The following is a 14,263-nucleotide window of genomic DNA, read 5'->3' as shown; positions in this document are numbered from 1 at the left end:
ATACGCCTCCCCGACGCAGACGGCATCCGTCTTGTTACCCGACGGTGCAGCCGCCCCATTTTTCTTCGTTCCAGTACAGTTCCAGCACGTCGCCGGCCGTCGTCGGTCCGACGCCTTCCGGCGTGCCGGTATAGATCAGGTCTCCTTCGCCGAGACCGTAATGTTCCCCGATATAATCGACGAGCGTCTGCAGATCGAAGATCATATTGCGAATATTGCCGCTTTGCACCGTCTCGCCGTTCTTGCGCAGCGAGAACGTGGCTGCTTCCAGCGCGTCCAGCCCCGGGAACCGGATCTCGCTCGTGAGCGGCGCGGAATTGCGGAAGCCTTTGGCGGCCGTCCACGGATGGCCTTTGGCTTTGATCTTCGATTGCACGTCGCGCAGCGTGAAGTCGATGCCGAGCGCGACGGAAGCCGCAATCTCTTCGACCTTGATGCCCGGCGCGTACGAACGGCCGATCCGCAGCACAAGCTCCGTCTCATAATGGATCTCGCCGCGATCCTGCGGCAGTTCGACGATGCCGTCGTCCAGCGCGCAGACGGCATGGGACGGCTTGAGGAAAATCATCGGCTCCGTCGGAACGTCGTTGCCCAGCTCCTCGGCATGTTTCTTGTAGTTGCGACCTACACAGTATACATTCGTTACGGCTATCATGGAAAATCCCCTCTTTCGTCTAGTGGTGGATGAAGCCGGAAGTTGCTGCGCCCGGCGTAGATTCAAAAGCGCATCCAGCGGCGCCATGCCGATCGTTCGCGCACGGCCGGCAGCCGCTTGGCGAGCATCCAGCGGTCGGGCCGGTTCGTGCACAGCATGAGCTGCGGGTGCATCGAACCGAGTTCGCGCATGCGGCGGATCGGATCGACCGTCCAGACCATGACGTCGACGCCGCGTTCGATCTGCCGGCGGACGAATTCCCGGTCGACTTTGCCGTGAGCGATCGACAGCAGCGTACAGCCGCCGAGTTCCAAGCGGCGCTCCAGATCGGCCGGACGGGAATCGATAATCAGTCCGCGCCGGATGTCCGGCGCGGCATCGCGGGCTTCGAGCAGCGCGGCCGGCTCGAACGACGTGAAGCGGACTTCGTCTTCCATGCCGCGAGCCTGCACGGCTTCCGCCGCGGCTGCCGCAAGTCCGTGATACGTCTGCGCCGTCGTTTTCAACTCGATATTGACCTTCAGGCGGCCGCGCACTTCATCGAGCACTTCGGCAAGCGTCGGAATGCGTTCGCCGGCGAAGCGCATCGATTTCCAGCGGCCGGCATCAAGCCGCTTCAGCTCGGCCAGCGTGCGTTCGCGTACCGCGCCGCGGCCGTCGGTCGTGCGCCCGAGCGTAAAATCGTGGATCAGCACCGGCACGCCGTCTCGCGACAGCTGCACGTCGATCTCGATCCAGTCCACGTCGGGCAGATTCATCGCCAGCCGGATCGCGGCCAGCGTATTTTCGGGCGCGACGCCCGAGAAGCCCCGGTGAGCCGCGCAAGGATTGTTCAACATGGGTTCATCTCCCGATGCGGCCCGCTCCGGGCCGCGGATTGGAGTGGGTTCGGTGGGTTCAGGCCGCGAACGCAAAGCCTTTGAAACGGTAAACTCAAGTTCGAAATCGCAAAGCTAAAGTCAAAGTCGAAAATGAAAGGCCGAAGCCGCAAGCGTAATTCTGTTAAGACCGCAGCCTTACCGCTTCGCCTGCACCCGGCCGTTCGCCGAGATCTCGACGCCCGGAGACAGATTTTCGATCCGCCGCAGCAGCTTCTGCCCGTCCTTCTTGTTCATCGGCACCGGACGGCCGAGCTCCGCCCAATAAGGGACGAGCGTCAGGTCGCAGTCGCCGTTCTTCGTGCATTCGGCCTGGAAAACGCCGGTCTCCCACGTCTTGGCCGTCGCCGAGCGGGTGAAAATAAAATTGCCGGTGCCATACGCGACCCATTTGCCTTTGTACGATTCGAAGCCCTGCAGCACGTGCGCATGGCCGCCGATGATCAGATCGGCGCCGGCGTCGATCATCCGGTGCGCCAGCACGGTCTGGTTGGCGTCCGGCGTATCGACGCGTTCTTTGCCCCAATGGACGATCGCGACGACGACGTCGGCCTGCCGCTTCGCGGCTTGAACGGCGCGCGCGGCCGCTTCGGGATCGTAGGCGCTGGCGGCGCCGGGATGCTTCTTCCCGGCGGCCCAGTCCGCTTCCGGCAGCACGCGGCTGACGCCGACGATGGCGATCTTGACGCCTTGGCGTTCGACGATCACGGGCGCGTAAGCCGCCGCGGCGTCCGCTCCGGCGCCGACATGCGCGATGTCGGCCTTGTCCAGGTTCCTGATCGTGTCGAGCAGGCCCGGTATGCCCTGGTCGAGCGTATGGTTATTCGCCAGATTGACGACGTCGACGCCCGCCTTCCGAAGCGGTCCGAGCGCCTTCGGCGAAGACTTGAATACGTAGGTCTTGTCCGCGCCCGTCGTGCTGCCGGAAGTAACGGGCGTTTCAAGATTAATAACCGTCAAATCGTCGTTCCTAAACCGATTCCGCACGTAAGCGTACGGATAATCGTAGCCTTCCTGCTCCAGCAGCGATTGGACTTTGCCGGAAAAAATAACGTCGCCGGCGAACGTCAGGTTGACGGTCTTGCCCTTGGCGGCGGCCGGAACCGGGTCGGCGGAAGCCGATAAGCCGGTGTCGCCCGGACTGAGGGACTCTTGAGGCGGGGCCTCTTCGGCTTCGGGTTCGGAAGCCGCGCGCGGAGCCGCCAGCAGGCCGGCGGCGGGAGCGGCCGAGCCTACGGCCGACCCGGCGGTCAGCGGCGGACGGACTTCGTCGCTGTCCGCCGCTTCGCGGTCGGCAGGCGCGGCTTCGGCCGGTTCGTCGGCCGAAGAGCCCGGTTCCGGCTGCGATGCCGCGCCGGAAAGCTCTTCGCCGGCGGCGGCGAACAGCGCCGCCTCTGTCCGGGCCGCGGCCGCCGCAAGCGCGGCGGCGGTGCGGGCTTCGCTCGCGGCGTGCTCGCGCGCGTAGAGCAGCGCGCCGCCGGACAGGATCAGCAGCAGCAGCGTCAGATTGAGCAGCAGCAGTGCCCGCCGCTTGCGCTTGCGGGCGATTTCGGTTCGAGTGCTTCTCGAACGGGAAGGAACATTCAAGATCGCAAATCTCCTTGCCTGCATTCGGCTCGCCAAAAAAAAGCGTCCGGTCTGGGAAAACTATTTTTCATTATAGCAGGTTATCCGGCATAAATAGAAGGCGCAGCCGCAAAATCGCCGGCGCCTGCCTGTTCGCCGATACGCCCCTTGTCTCTACGCAGCGAAGCGGCGTAAAGTTGCGCCGCAGCCAACGACAACGAACGACAACGAACGACAACGAATGACCGCGAACGATAGCGAATGGCCGCGAACGGCAAAAAGCCGCTTCGTCATCTTCCGACTCCGAAAACGGCTGTGCCTTATACGATTTTCGAATCCGATGATCGGGTTCGCGCCTGCGGCTGCCTCTGTCAGACGACGGACAGCGCCGGCACTTTGGCGGACGCAAGTTCCGCGGAGATCGCTTTGGCCTGGCGGATACAGTCGGGCAGACCTACGCCGTCGTAACCGGCGCCGGCGATATACACGCCCGGCAGCTGCTCCGCCAACTGCCGGCGCAGTTCTTCGATCTGGCGCAGATGGCCGACCGGGTACTGCGGCATCGACTGGTTCAGCCGCGTCACTTCCGTGAACAGCGGCTGCGCGTCGATGCCCATCAGATCGAGGATGTCTTTGCGTACGAGCTCCACGAGTCCGGCGTCGTCTTGCTTGAGCGCTTCCTGCTCGCCGGCGCGGCCGACGTAACAGCGCATGAGCACTTTGTCGTCCGCGCTCGTATGCAGCCACTTGGTCGACGTCCAGGTGCAGGCCGTAATATTGCGTCCTTCTTTGCGCGGCACGAGGAAGCCCGAACCGTCGAACGTCGTTTTGATCTCTTTTTTATCAAAAGCCAACACGACGTTCGCAACCGATACGTAATGGATCGCGTCGAGCGCGGCCGTATCCACATGCGGCGAGAGCAGCCTGGATGCGGCGAACGTCGGCGTCGTGACGATGATCGAATCGGCCGCGAGCGTGCTGCCGTCTTCGAGCGTCAGCGTATAGCCGCCTTCCGGCAGCTTGGCGATCGACGCCGCGCCCGTGTTGGCGCGCAGGTCGACCGTGCCCGCCAGTTCGTTGACGAGCGCATGCACAAGGCTTTGCAATCCTTGACGGAACGTCAGGAACATGCTTTTCTTCGTGCCGGTATGCGTCTCGACAGGCTTGCGTCCGGTCGTCATGCCCCGGATCAGGCTGCCGTGTTCGCGCTCGACCGTGCCGAACTGCGGAAACGTCGATTTGAGGCTGAGATGCCGGGTATCCCCCGCATAGATGCCCGCGAGCAGCGGTTCGGTGACGTTCTCCAGCACTTCGTGCCCGAGCCGGCGCTCGATGAAGTCACCCAGCGACTCGTCTTCTTCGCTCCGGCGCGGCGGCATGACGTAATCCATCAGGGCGCGCAGCTTGCCGGCCGGCGAGACGAGCTTGCTGGCCAGAAAAGGCCTGATCTGGGTCGGGATGCCGAGCACAAGGCCCGGAGGCATCGCGTGCAGCTTGCCTTTGTGAAGCAGATACGTCTTTTTGGCTTCCGGGTTGGTCGTCACCAGATCATGGTCGATCTCGAGTTCTTTGGCCAGGTCGACCATCGCCGTCTTGCGGGCCAGGAAGGAATCCGGGCCTTTTTCGATAACGAAGCCGTCCTTGTGCAGCGTCTCGATCTTGCCGCCCCACGCGTTCCCTTTTTCAAGCACGGTCACGACAGGCTCGAAGCCCGCGTCCCGCAGCAGATTCCGGGTGTAGAAAGCGGCGCTGAGACCGGTCAGGCCTCCGCCGATAATGACGACTTTACGCTGTTCAGCCATGAACCAGCGCCCCTTTGCGGCATTCGGCCAATACGCATTCGGCCAGAGTCTCCATATACAGCGGGTCCGTGTTAAGCGAATCGATCCGCATCACGCGCACGTCCAGTTCTTCGGCAACTTCCTGGGCTTCGATGTCCAGGTCGTACAGCACTTCCAGGTGGTCCGACACGAAGCCGAGCGGCGACACGAGCATGTAACGCACGTCGCGTTCGGACAAGTCTTTCATCGTCTCCAGCACGTCCGGGCCGAGCCACGGCTCCGCTGTCCGTCCGGCGCTCTGCCAGGTGAACTGCCAGTTCGTCACGCCGGCTGCGGCCGCGACCGCTTCCGACGTCTCCAGCAGCTGGTCGCGGTACGGATCACCCATCGTCAGGATGCGTTCCGGCAGGCTGTGCGCGCTGAACAGCACTTTGACTTCGTCGCGCTTCGCGCCGGTCTCTTCGAACAGGTCAAGCTTCGCGGACACGCGCTGCGAGAACGCTTCGATCAGCTTCGGATGCAGATGGTAGCTTTCGATAAAGCTCATCTGCACGCCGACTTCTTCCGCCGTCGCTTTGGCGCGCTTGATATAGGTACCGACGCTCATCGTCGAATAATGCGGCGCCAACACGATGCCGACCGCTTCCGTGATACCGTCCGCCGCCATGTTGCGCACGCCGTCTTCGATAAACGGATCGGTATGCTTCAAGCCCTGGTAGCAGACGAATTCCGCGTCCGGCAGATTGAACTTGTTCAATTCTTCCTGCATGCGTTCCACCTGGCGGTCCGTGTTTTCGCGCAGCGGGAATACGCCGCCTACGATCGCTTCATAGCGGTCTTTGAGTTCTTTGAGCTGTTCCGCCCCGGGCGGGTTGCCCCGGCGGATATGCGTATAGTAAGCTTCGACGTCGTCCAGACTTTTCGGCGTGCCGTAAGACAGGACGAGTACTCCGATTTTCTTCTTCATGTTGGTGTTTCCCTCCTCGGTCTGAATCTCGCGATGAATCCCGTATCCTTGTGCGTTGTCAACGCGTCAACCAAAAAACGGGCGCGGAGCGGTCAGCTCCGGGCGCCCCGGCCGGCCAAAGCCTGCGCGGAATAGTCATGCACGTAACCGGTCAGCTCGCGCAGCTTGTCGAGCGAAGCTTCCGGGAACAGCCCGTGCCCCAGGTTGAAAATAAAGCCGGGCTGCTGAATGCCTTCGTCGATAATCTTCGCTGCCCGGTCGTGGATCAGGTCCTGCGGTCCGGTCAGGATGAACGGATCGAGGTTGCCCTGCACCGCGTAGCCCGCTCCGAGCCGTCTGCGGCCTTCGGCGATCGAGACGCGCCAGTCGAGGCCGATCACGTCCGCCTTGAGCCCGCGCAGCGTCGGCAGCAGCTCGCCGGAGCTGACGCCCGGGAAATAAATCTTCGGCACGTTCGCAAGTTCCGGCATCGCCGACAATTCGTCGAAGATCCGCGTGATCGTCGGCAGCACGTAATGCGAGAAGTCCTGCGGCGATAAAGCGCCGACCCAACTGTCGAACAGCTGGAACGCTTTCCCTCCGTTTAATACGTGTGCGCGCAGATAAGCGATCACCATGTCGCCCAATTTGTCCATCAGCGAGAACCAGATTTGCGGCTCGCTGTACATCATCGTTTTGGTACGGATGTAGTTTTTGGACGGGCGTCCTTCGATCAGGTAGCTGGCGATCGTGAACGGAGCCCCGGCGAACGTAATCAGCGGCACGTCCAGCTCGCGGTCGAGAATACGGATCGTCTCCAGCACGTGGCCGAGATCGCCTTCCACGTCGATCGGGCGCAGACGCTCCACGTCCGCTCCGCTGCGGATCGGATTGTCGATCACCGGCCCGACGTCCTTGACGATATCGAAGTCGATTCCGATCGAAGCGACCGGGTTCATGATGTCCGAATAGAGGATCGCGGCGTCCACGCCGAGCTTGCGTACCGGCATCAGCGTGACTTCGGCCGCAAGCTCCGGCTGCCGGCAAATTTCGAGCAGCGAATAGTTTTCCTTGATCTTGCGATATTCCGGATCGTACCTGCCCGCCTGTCTCATATACCATGCAGGCAGGCGGTCTACCTCAAGGCCGTAACAGGCCCGGATAAAGCGATCGTTATAAGTCATGTCGATGGGGTCCTCCAATACCGGATAATCGCTCTTGTTAAAACATTCAATTTTAATTATGCGCCTTTAAAACATTTCCCTCAAGCGGCGTTTGCGTCGATTCGATGACGATTCCGGGAACGATTTCCTTACCTATTAATTATCCACCCATAACGGCCGTTTGAAAACCGCCCGCGGCGTTTTATCATACAACGTTCACGCTTTCTTCACCATGGCGACGGAGAAGCCGTCGTAGGCGGGCAGCAGCGTGCCGATCAACCGCGGATCTTCCGCCATGCGGCGGTTGAATTCGCGCACGGTCAAAATGGCCGGGCCGTTGCGCTCCAGATTGAGCGTGCGTCCGCGCAGCAGCAAATTATCCGCCACGATGACCGCGCCCGGCTCCGCCATTTTGAGCGCCATATCGAGGTAGTTGACGTAGTTGAGCTTGTCCGCGTCGATGAAAAAGAAATCGAAGCGCTCACCGTCGGCATGCAATCGCTCCAGGCTGTCGAGCGCCGGGCCGACCAAATAGCGCGTGCGCTCGCCGAAGCCGGCTTCGGCCAGATGGCCGGCGGCCATCTCGGCGTATTCCGGCTTTAGTTCGAGCGAGGTGAGCGTTCCGTCTTCGGCCATGCCGCGCGCCATGCAGATCCCGCTGTAGCCGCCGAGCGCCCCGATCTCCAAAATGCGCCTTGCGCCGGACAGCGTCGCGAGCAGCGTCAGCATTTTGCCGTAACCGGCCGCGACCGATACGTCGGGCATGCGCGCCTCGTGAATCACGCGTTTGATTTTGAGCAGCAGTTCGTCTTCGTTGGCCAGGCTTTCCATGTAAGCTTCGGCCGCCGCGGCGTTCATGTGCGGGTCGTTCATTTTTTCCACTCTCCATTTTCCATTAAGCTTTGTGCTTATCCGTTATTGTAACGGGAACCTTGTTCCCCTATACTAGATTGAGCATTGGGCGCGCGAATGCCCCGGATGCGCGTGTCCGCGTCCGGCCGCATGCTTGCGTCCTCCGACTTCCCATCTAACGATTGTACGATTTTCCAGCAGGCTTCACAAGCGGCCCGGCCAATGATTTTCGCCGGCCGCCGACTTCGGAAGACCTCTCATTTTTCTTATCAAACGGAGCTGAACTCATGAAAATTCCAGAAACCCTAACTTTGATCGCGACCTGCCCGATGGGCATCGAAGCGGTCGTCGCGCGCGAACTGAAAGATCTCGGTTACGCCGACGCCCGCACGGAGAACGGCCGCGTCACCTTTACCGGCACGCCTGCCGACATCTGCCGCACCAACTTGTGGCTGCGCACGGCGGACCGCGTCCTGATCAAAATGGCCGAATTCCCGGCCCTCACGTTCGAAGACCTGTTCCAGGGCGTCAAAGCGGTCGATTGGGCCGGCTTTATCCCCGAATACGGCGAATTCCCGGTCAACGGACGTTCGTACAAGTCGCAGCTGTCCAGCGTGCCGGCCTGCCAATCGGTCACCAAAAAAGCCGTCGTCGAAAAAATGAAAGAATCGTACGGCACCGAATGGTTCGACGAAGACGGCCCGCTGTACACGCTCGAAGTGTCGCTGCTGAGCGACGTGGCGACGATTACGCTCGATACGACCGGCCCTTCGCTGCACAAGCGGGGCTACCGCAAAACGACCGTCGAAGCGCCGCTGAAGGAGACGATGGCCGCCGCGCTGATCCTGCTCAGCCGCTGGGGCCCGCACCGTCCGTTCTACGATCCGTTCTGCGGTTCCGGCACGCTGCCGATCGAAGCCGCGCTGATCGGCTGGAATATCGCGCCGGGGCTGCGCCGCAGCTTCCCGTCCGAACGCTGGGACTTCGTGCCCGAAGAGATGTGGGCGCAGGCGCGCGAAGAAGCGTTCGACGCCGTGCGCGACGACATTCCGCTGAACATCGGCGGCAGCGATATCGACCCGGAAGCGATCGAGATCGCCCGCGCTTCCGCCAAGCGCGCCGGACTCGGCAGCGAGATCACGTTCACCGCGCAGCCGGTCGCCCGATTCAAGGCCGAAGGCAAATACGGCTGCGTCATCACGAACCCGCCTTACGGCGAACGGCTGAGCGAGGAAGAAGAAGTCGTCAAGATGATTCGCCAGCTCGGACGCGCCGCGCTCGACCTGCCGGACTGGTCGTTCTTCGCGATCACGCCGACGACGGACTTCGAGCAGAACTTCGGCAAGCGCGCCGACAAGCGCCGCAAATTGTTCAACGGCCGGATCGAGTGCCAGTTCCTGCAGTTCCTGGGACCGCTGCCGCCGCGCCGCTAAGGTCAAGGAGGTCTTTCATTGCGCCTGTTCCCGATCCGACACATTCACAACCAGCCCGGCTTTAAGCCGGGCTTTCTCTATATGTGCGCCTATCTGCTGTTCACCTTGCTCATGCTGCTCAAGCTTAGGCTGCTGCACGATAATCTGCGCCTGCCCTATATCGACATGAACCGGACAGATACGCTGATCGCGGCCGGCAGCCTGCTCGCGCTGTCGTTCTGGGTGTTCTGGCTGCCTCCGCGCGGCCGATTGTTCGCGCTCGCCGCGCTCGACCTGCTGCTGACGGCGCTGATCTTCGCCGACCTCGTCTACTTCCGCTACTTCGGCGATTTCCTGACCGTCCCGGTGCTGCTGCAGGCCGGGCAGGTCGAATCGCTGGGCGGCAGCATCGCCGAGCTGCTGCGGTGGAACGACCTGTGGCTGTTCGCCGATTGGCCGCTGCTGATTGGCGCTTCGCTGTGGGCGTGGTCGAGGCGGCGCCGCAGCCGGCAGGGCGCCTACCTCTCTTCCGCTTTATCGGAAACGGGGAGTGCCGGCACGCCGAACCGTTCGCGCCGAAGTGTCCGCCTGCTGCGGCGCTTCGCCGCCGGCCTGCTCGTGCTGGTCATCGGGTTTTCCGCCGCATTTTTCCCGATCCGCCATGCTTCCCAGACCTGGGCCAAAAACCTGCTGGAAAACAACTGGTGGAATATGTCGCTGTACAACGTGACGGGCCTGCTCGCTTTTCACACGCTGGACGCTTATCGGTACGCGCAGACTGCGATCGGCCGGGGGCTCGACCTGCCGCAGCCGCGCATGGACGAGATCCGCGACTGGTTCGCCGCCAGTCAGCATGCACGCTCGGATTCCGGCGAATTATTCGGCCGCTACACAGGCAGCAACGTCGTCACCGTGCAGGGCGAAGCGTTCATGAACTTTTTCGTCGGCAAACAAATAAACGGGCAGCCGATCACCCCGAACCTCGACGCGCTTCGCGGCGACAGTCTGTATTTCGACAACTTCTACCATCAGACGGGGCAGGGACGCACGTCGGACGCCGATCTGGCCGCCAACTTCTCGCTGCACCCGCTGCCTTCGGGTTCCGTCTTTATCCGCTACGCGGACAACGCGTTCGACACGATGCCGTCCGTGCTCAAAGAGCATGGGTACGCGGCCAACGTCTACCACGCCTACGACGGCAGTTTCTGGAACCGCAGCCGCATGTACCGGGAGATGGGCTACGACCGCTTTTATACGGAAAAAGAGTACGAGATCGACGAACCGCTCGGCTGGTCGCTCGGCGATCGTTCGTTCTTCGACCAGTCGGTAGGATTCATGGCGGACACGCCGCAGCCGTTCTATTCGTTCCTGATCGGCTTGTCGAGCCATCATCCGTACAACCTGGCGCTTCAGGATACGGACAAGCTCGATGTAGGCGACTACGCGGGTACGACGTTCGGCGATTATCTCCAGTCGGTCCATTACGTCGATTCGGCGCTCGGCGGCATGGTCGAACGCCTGAAACGGGAAGGGCTGTGGGACAATACGGTCTTGGTCTTCTACGGCGACCACGATTATTCGCTGGACGAACGCGAAGCGGCGGGCAAGCTGATGGGACGGGAACTGTCGGAGTTCGACTACGAACAGATCATGGGCCAGGTACCGCTGCTGATCCATCTGCCGGATGGCGGCCTCGCGGGCACCTACGACCAGCCGGGCGGACAGCTCGATCTGATGCCGACGCTGCTGCCGCTGCTCGGCATCGACGCCGGCGACTATGCGCTGATGGGCAACGACCTGCTCGATCGCAGCACCGACGACCATCGCCTCGTGGTACTGCGCAGCGGCGCTTTTACAGACGGACGCCTCTACTACTCGCCTTCCGCGGACGGTACGTTCGAGAACGGCACCGCCTACGACCTGAAGACCGGGCAGCCGACAGACGTCGAACAAGCGCGGACCGGCTACGAAGAAGCGTCGAAGCGGCTCGGCATCTCGGACGACGTGATCGCGCACGATCTGATTCCGGCGTTGAAGACGTCTCCGTGAGCCTCTGCCTGATCCGTTACGAGATGAAAAACCCCGAAATCCGGTTATCCGGACTTCGGGGTTTTTGCGGTTAAAAGCTGTTGGCTTGGGCGGAACCGGACGCGGACGGACTTGAAGATCTCCGCCGCGCTCCGTTAGAGCCGTTAGCCGATCACGCCTTCTTGATGAACGGCGCGATCTTCTCCAGCACTTCGGCTTCCGTCGGAGCGCTGACGTAACGTCCGTTGATGAACACGAACGCCCGCTTGCCGCACGGACCGCAGTACGACTTGCAGCCGACTTTGATCTCGGCGTCGGGCGCCATTTTTTGCAGCTTGGGCACGAGAGTCTTCATGCGCACATGCTGGCATTTATCGCAAACGCGAATATCGTTAGCCATGATCGTTCCCTTCTTCTATGGCGGAGCCTAGTGGTCGCCGTGGTTGCCCATAGCCGGGTTCGTGATGACGAATCCTTCTTCCTGGGCGCTGTACAGATAGTCGATCTTGATGCCGTCGAGCATCGGTTCGCTCGCGTCCACCAGCACAGAGATGTCTTTGTCCGTCGCGACGAGTTCGTCACCGTCTTTTTGCTTGTCGAGGTCCATGCCGTAGTGGGCGTGGTCGCCGTGCGAATGCGTGACGAAAACGCGGATGTTCATGTCCTTGTTCTCTTCCTTGTTCAGTTCTTCCAGCAGTTTCTTGGCGGCGTTGCGCGTAATTTTGACTTTCATGACAGGCTCCTTCCGCCGTCGGCCTAAAGCCGCGGCTCGCAGTAGATTGGATGACAAGGTAAATGGAGGCGGCAAAACGCGAATCGGCAGCGCCGCGCTCAGAACGAGGCGACCTGCCAGACCGCTTTGGTTCGTGCGATGTACTCGGCCAGCCACTTCTGCGCGATTTTCTCGAACATGTCCGATTGCCCGCTGTGCAGGAACCGGTGCTCGGGAACGGCGTCGCCGGTCTCCAGCTGTCCTTTTTCGTATAAAAGGGTACTGACTTCCCGCGCCGTCTCTTCCGCCGAACTGATCAGCGTCACCGACGGTCCCATGACGCGCTGGATCGTATCCGCGAGAAACGGATAATGCGTACAGCCCAGAATAAGGCTGTCGAGCGGCATCGAACGAAGAGGCAGCAGCTCGTTCTTGACGATCTCGTAAGTCGCCCGGCCGCTGAAATGTCCCTGCTCGACGAGCGGCACGAACGGCGGGCAGGCCCGGCTCACGACGTTCACGAACGGGGAAATCTGCTTCAGCGCGTGGGCGTATGCCCCGCTGTCTATCGTGCCCTTCGTGCCGATCACGCCGATGATGCCGCTGCTGCTCGCTTTGCTGATCGCTGCGCGGGCGCCCGGATGAATAACGCCGACGACCGGCACGTCCACCTTCGCGGCAATCGTGTCGAGCGCCGCCGCGGTCGCCGTGTTGCAGGCCAGCACGATCATCTTCGGATTGAACGTCATCAAATAATCGACGATCTGCTCCGTGAACGCGCGGACTTCCTGGAGATCGCGCGGCCCGTAAGGCGTACGCGCCGTATCCCCGAAATAGACGATCTGCTCTCTCGGCAGCTGGCGCATGACCTCTCTGGCCACGGTCAGACCGCCGACTCCCGAATCCATTATCGCAATAGCTTGCTGCACGGGTACACGCTTCCTTCATATCGTTTTCCCGAATATCCGCGCCCTGCGGACTTTGCGCCGCAAGGCGCGGACCGGGGTTAAAATCAAACCTAACGTCTATCATAACGAAGCGGCATCGCGGCCGCAAGCCGATTTTGAGAGAAATCAGCCCCGGCCGTTCTCCCGCACAAAAGCGGCGTCAGGCATGCCGCGGCTTCAGCCCTGTACGGCGTCTACTGCCCCGGCTCCCGATCTTCGGAAGCCCGCTGGCTTTCGCGCAGCCGGTATTCGCGCTCGGAGCGGAATTCCGTGCCGTCTTCGTCGCGCAGCCGGTAGCCGGACGCGGACTCATCCTGCTCTTCTTCCCAATCGTCGGCCGACTCGACTTCCGCGTTCGGATCGTAGCCGACCGGATCGGTCGTCTGCGTGCCCGCATAATACGGATGGCCGGGGTTCAGGTCGACGACGACCCGCGCCGGCGCGAGCACGGAAGGCTGCTGCTCGCACAGCCAGCGCAGTCCCGCTCCTCCGAGCAGCTGCCCGTCCGTCACTTCGCCGCCGCTTCCGTACAGATAATACGCCGCGCCGTAGATCATCGGAATGACGCGGTCCGGCGTCATGTCGACGACCCGGCACTGGATGTCCGGAATGCCGAGCGAGGTCAGGCCGAGCGTATCGACCAGCACTTCGTCCTTCCGCTGCATCTGGTAGACGCGCACGTTAAGCGCCCCGTACAGCGGTTCGTTCGGATAGGCGTGCAAAAAAGCGCCGGCGTCGAGCAGCTGGCCGCTCGGCTGCCAATAGACGGCATCGCAGCCGGTCGTCTCGATGATGCTGGCCAGCACCGCATGGAACAGCTCCATGCGCCGCACGAACGGCAGCATCGCCGCATACCAGTCGCACAGCGTTACGGCATAGCCGTATTGTTCCAGCCGCTCCGTGCCGCCCTGCCATTTCCAGCTCTGCTGAAGCACGCCGTCCCAATCCAATTCTTCGCGAATCGGGCGGGGCTGGAACAACCGGGTCTGCGCCGGTACTTCCGAATCGGTAAAAGCGACCGAGTAATCGCCATGGTAAAACACCGCCGCCAGTTCGAACCCGTCGTCGCCCGTCGTCTCTTTGCGCCGCAGCGCGTCGTTCTCCACCTTTTCCGTCTCGCGGAAAGGCCCGGTATTGATCGCCGTTTTCGGGATGCGTTTGTGAATGCTGTGCAGGATAGCCGAAGCGTCAAGCTTCGGCTCGTCCCGGAACAGCAGTTCAACCGCATAGACGGGAAGAAATCCCGGCTTCATTCTCTTGCCTTCCTGGGGCTGCTGCCCTGCAGAATCGACCATATGTCCGCTTCCTCCTCCGTGTCCTGTC

The 14,263-nt window shown here is 61.7% G+C and carries 13 protein-coding genes; 2 read left to right on the top strand and 11 right to left on the bottom strand.

Annotation, left to right across the window (positions count from 1 at the left end):
• Positions 1 to 34 precede the first annotated feature (34 nt).
• The 7 genes from FFV09_RS18345 to FFV09_RS18315 form a co-directional block, all read right to left on the bottom strand.
• On the bottom strand, positions 35 to 655 hold the full coding sequence (locus tag FFV09_RS18345) for a fumarylacetoacetate hydrolase family protein (protein WP_141449173.1): 621 nt from the start codon (positions 653 to 655) through the stop codon (positions 35 to 37).
• A gap of 62 nt (positions 656 to 717) precedes the next feature.
• A complete protein-coding gene (locus FFV09_RS18340; protein ID WP_141449172.1) occupies positions 718 to 1,494 on the bottom strand; it encodes a glycerophosphodiester phosphodiesterase in 777 nt (258 codons plus the stop codon).
• A 177-nt stretch (positions 1,495 to 1,671) separates the two neighbouring features.
• Positions 1,672 to 3,120 (bottom strand): CapA family protein, encoded by a 1,449-nt coding sequence (locus FFV09_RS18335; protein ID WP_246098379.1) that lies wholly within the window; start codon positions 3,118 to 3,120, stop codon positions 1,672 to 1,674.
• A gap of 350 nt (positions 3,121 to 3,470) precedes the next feature.
• On the bottom strand, positions 3,471 to 4,901 hold the full coding sequence (hemG, locus tag FFV09_RS18330) for a protoporphyrinogen oxidase (RefSeq protein ID WP_141449170.1): 1,431 nt from the start codon (positions 4,899 to 4,901) through the stop codon (positions 3,471 to 3,473).
• A complete protein-coding gene (gene hemH / locus FFV09_RS18325) occupies positions 4,894 to 5,847 on the bottom strand; it encodes a ferrochelatase (protein WP_141449169.1) in 954 nt (317 codons plus the stop codon). Before hemH ends, hemG begins: the two co-directional genes overlap by 8 nt.
• A 92-nt stretch (positions 5,848 to 5,939) precedes the next feature.
• On the bottom strand, positions 5,940 to 7,010 hold the full coding sequence (gene hemE / locus FFV09_RS18320) for a uroporphyrinogen decarboxylase (RefSeq protein ID WP_141449168.1): 1,071 nt from the start codon (positions 7,008 to 7,010) through the stop codon (positions 5,940 to 5,942).
• Between the two features lie 195 nt (positions 7,011 to 7,205).
• Entirely contained in the window at positions 7,206 to 7,862 is a 657-nt protein-coding gene (locus FFV09_RS18315; RefSeq protein WP_246098378.1) for an O-methyltransferase, read from the bottom strand.
• Between the two features lie 266 nt (positions 7,863 to 8,128).
• On the opposite strand from FFV09_RS18315, the gene FFV09_RS18310 reads away from it, so the two are divergent.
• Both FFV09_RS18310 and FFV09_RS18305 read left to right on the top strand, forming a co-directional pair.
• Positions 8,129 to 9,274, top strand: coding sequence for a THUMP domain-containing class I SAM-dependent RNA methyltransferase (locus FFV09_RS18310; RefSeq protein ID WP_141449167.1), 1,146 nt, complete (start codon positions 8,129 to 8,131; stop codon positions 9,272 to 9,274).
• Between the two features lie 18 nt (positions 9,275 to 9,292).
• On the top strand, positions 9,293 to 11,302 hold the full coding sequence (locus tag FFV09_RS18305) for an LTA synthase family protein (protein WP_141449166.1): 2,010 nt from the start codon (positions 9,293 to 9,295) through the stop codon (positions 11,300 to 11,302).
• A gap of 151 nt (positions 11,303 to 11,453) precedes the next feature.
• Here FFV09_RS18305 and FFV09_RS18300 read toward each other — a convergent pair whose 3' ends face one another.
• The 4 genes from FFV09_RS18300 to FFV09_RS18285 all read right to left on the bottom strand — a co-directional run bounded on the left by FFV09_RS18300 (position 11,454) and on the right by FFV09_RS18285 (position 14,235).
• On the bottom strand, positions 11,454 to 11,681 hold the full coding sequence (locus FFV09_RS18300; RefSeq protein WP_141449165.1) for a YuzB family protein: 228 nt from the start codon (positions 11,679 to 11,681) through the stop codon (positions 11,454 to 11,456).
• A 27-nt stretch (positions 11,682 to 11,708) separates the two neighbouring features.
• Complete coding sequence (locus FFV09_RS18295; protein WP_141449164.1) at positions 11,709 to 12,014, bottom strand: HesB/IscA family protein; 306 nt, start codon at positions 12,012 to 12,014, stop codon at positions 11,709 to 11,711.
• Between the two features lie 98 nt (positions 12,015 to 12,112).
• Positions 12,113 to 12,922, bottom strand: a complete 810-nt coding sequence (racE, locus tag FFV09_RS18290) for a glutamate racemase (RefSeq protein ID WP_141449163.1) — start codon at positions 12,920 to 12,922, stop codon at positions 12,113 to 12,115.
• Positions 12,923 to 13,134: 212 nt separating this feature from the next.
• Positions 13,135 to 14,235 (bottom strand): DUF4261 domain-containing protein, encoded by a 1,101-nt coding sequence (locus tag FFV09_RS18285; protein WP_141449162.1) that lies wholly within the window; start codon positions 14,233 to 14,235, stop codon positions 13,135 to 13,137.
• Between the last annotated feature and the right edge of the window lie 28 nt (positions 14,236 to 14,263).

The sequence above is a fragment of the Saccharibacillus brassicae genome (genome assembly GCF_006542275.1).
Classification (GTDB): Bacteria; Bacillota; Bacilli; order Paenibacillales; family Paenibacillaceae; genus Saccharibacillus; species Saccharibacillus brassicae.
The sequence above is the reverse complement of the archived record's forward strand: the minus strand, read 5'-3'. Positions and strand labels throughout refer to the sequence as shown.

Coding starts and splice junctions, on each gene's coding strand:
- hemH (WP_141449169.1), bottom strand. CDS start 5,847: ATGAAGAAGAAAATCGGAGTACTCGTCCTGTCTTACGGCACGCCGAAA.
- FFV09_RS18285 (WP_141449162.1), bottom strand. CDS start 14,235: ATGGTCGATTCTGCAGGGCAGCAGCCCCAGGAAGGCAAGAGAATGAAG.
- hemG (WP_141449170.1), bottom strand. CDS start 4,901: ATGGCTGAACAGCGTAAAGTCGTCATTATCGGCGGAGGCCTGACCGGT.
- FFV09_RS18310 (WP_141449167.1), top strand. CDS start 8,129: ATGAAAATTCCAGAAACCCTAACTTTGATCGCGACCTGCCCGATGGGC.
- FFV09_RS18345 (WP_141449173.1), bottom strand. CDS start 655: ATGATAGCCGTAACGAATGTATACTGTGTAGGTCGCAACTACAAGAAA.
- FFV09_RS18315 (WP_246098378.1), bottom strand. CDS start 7,862: ATGAACGACCCGCACATGAACGCCGCGGCGGCCGAAGCTTACATGGAA.
- FFV09_RS18340 (WP_141449172.1), bottom strand. CDS start 1,494: ATGTTGAACAATCCTTGCGCGGCTCACCGGGGCTTCTCGGGCGTCGCG.
- hemE (WP_141449168.1), bottom strand. CDS start 7,010: ATGACTTATAACGATCGCTTTATCCGGGCCTGTTACGGCCTTGAGGTA.
- FFV09_RS18295 (WP_141449164.1), bottom strand. CDS start 12,014: ATGAAAGTCAAAATTACGCGCAACGCCGCCAAGAAACTGCTGGAAGAA.
- FFV09_RS18300 (WP_141449165.1), bottom strand. CDS start 11,681: ATGGCTAACGATATTCGCGTTTGCGATAAATGCCAGCATGTGCGCATG.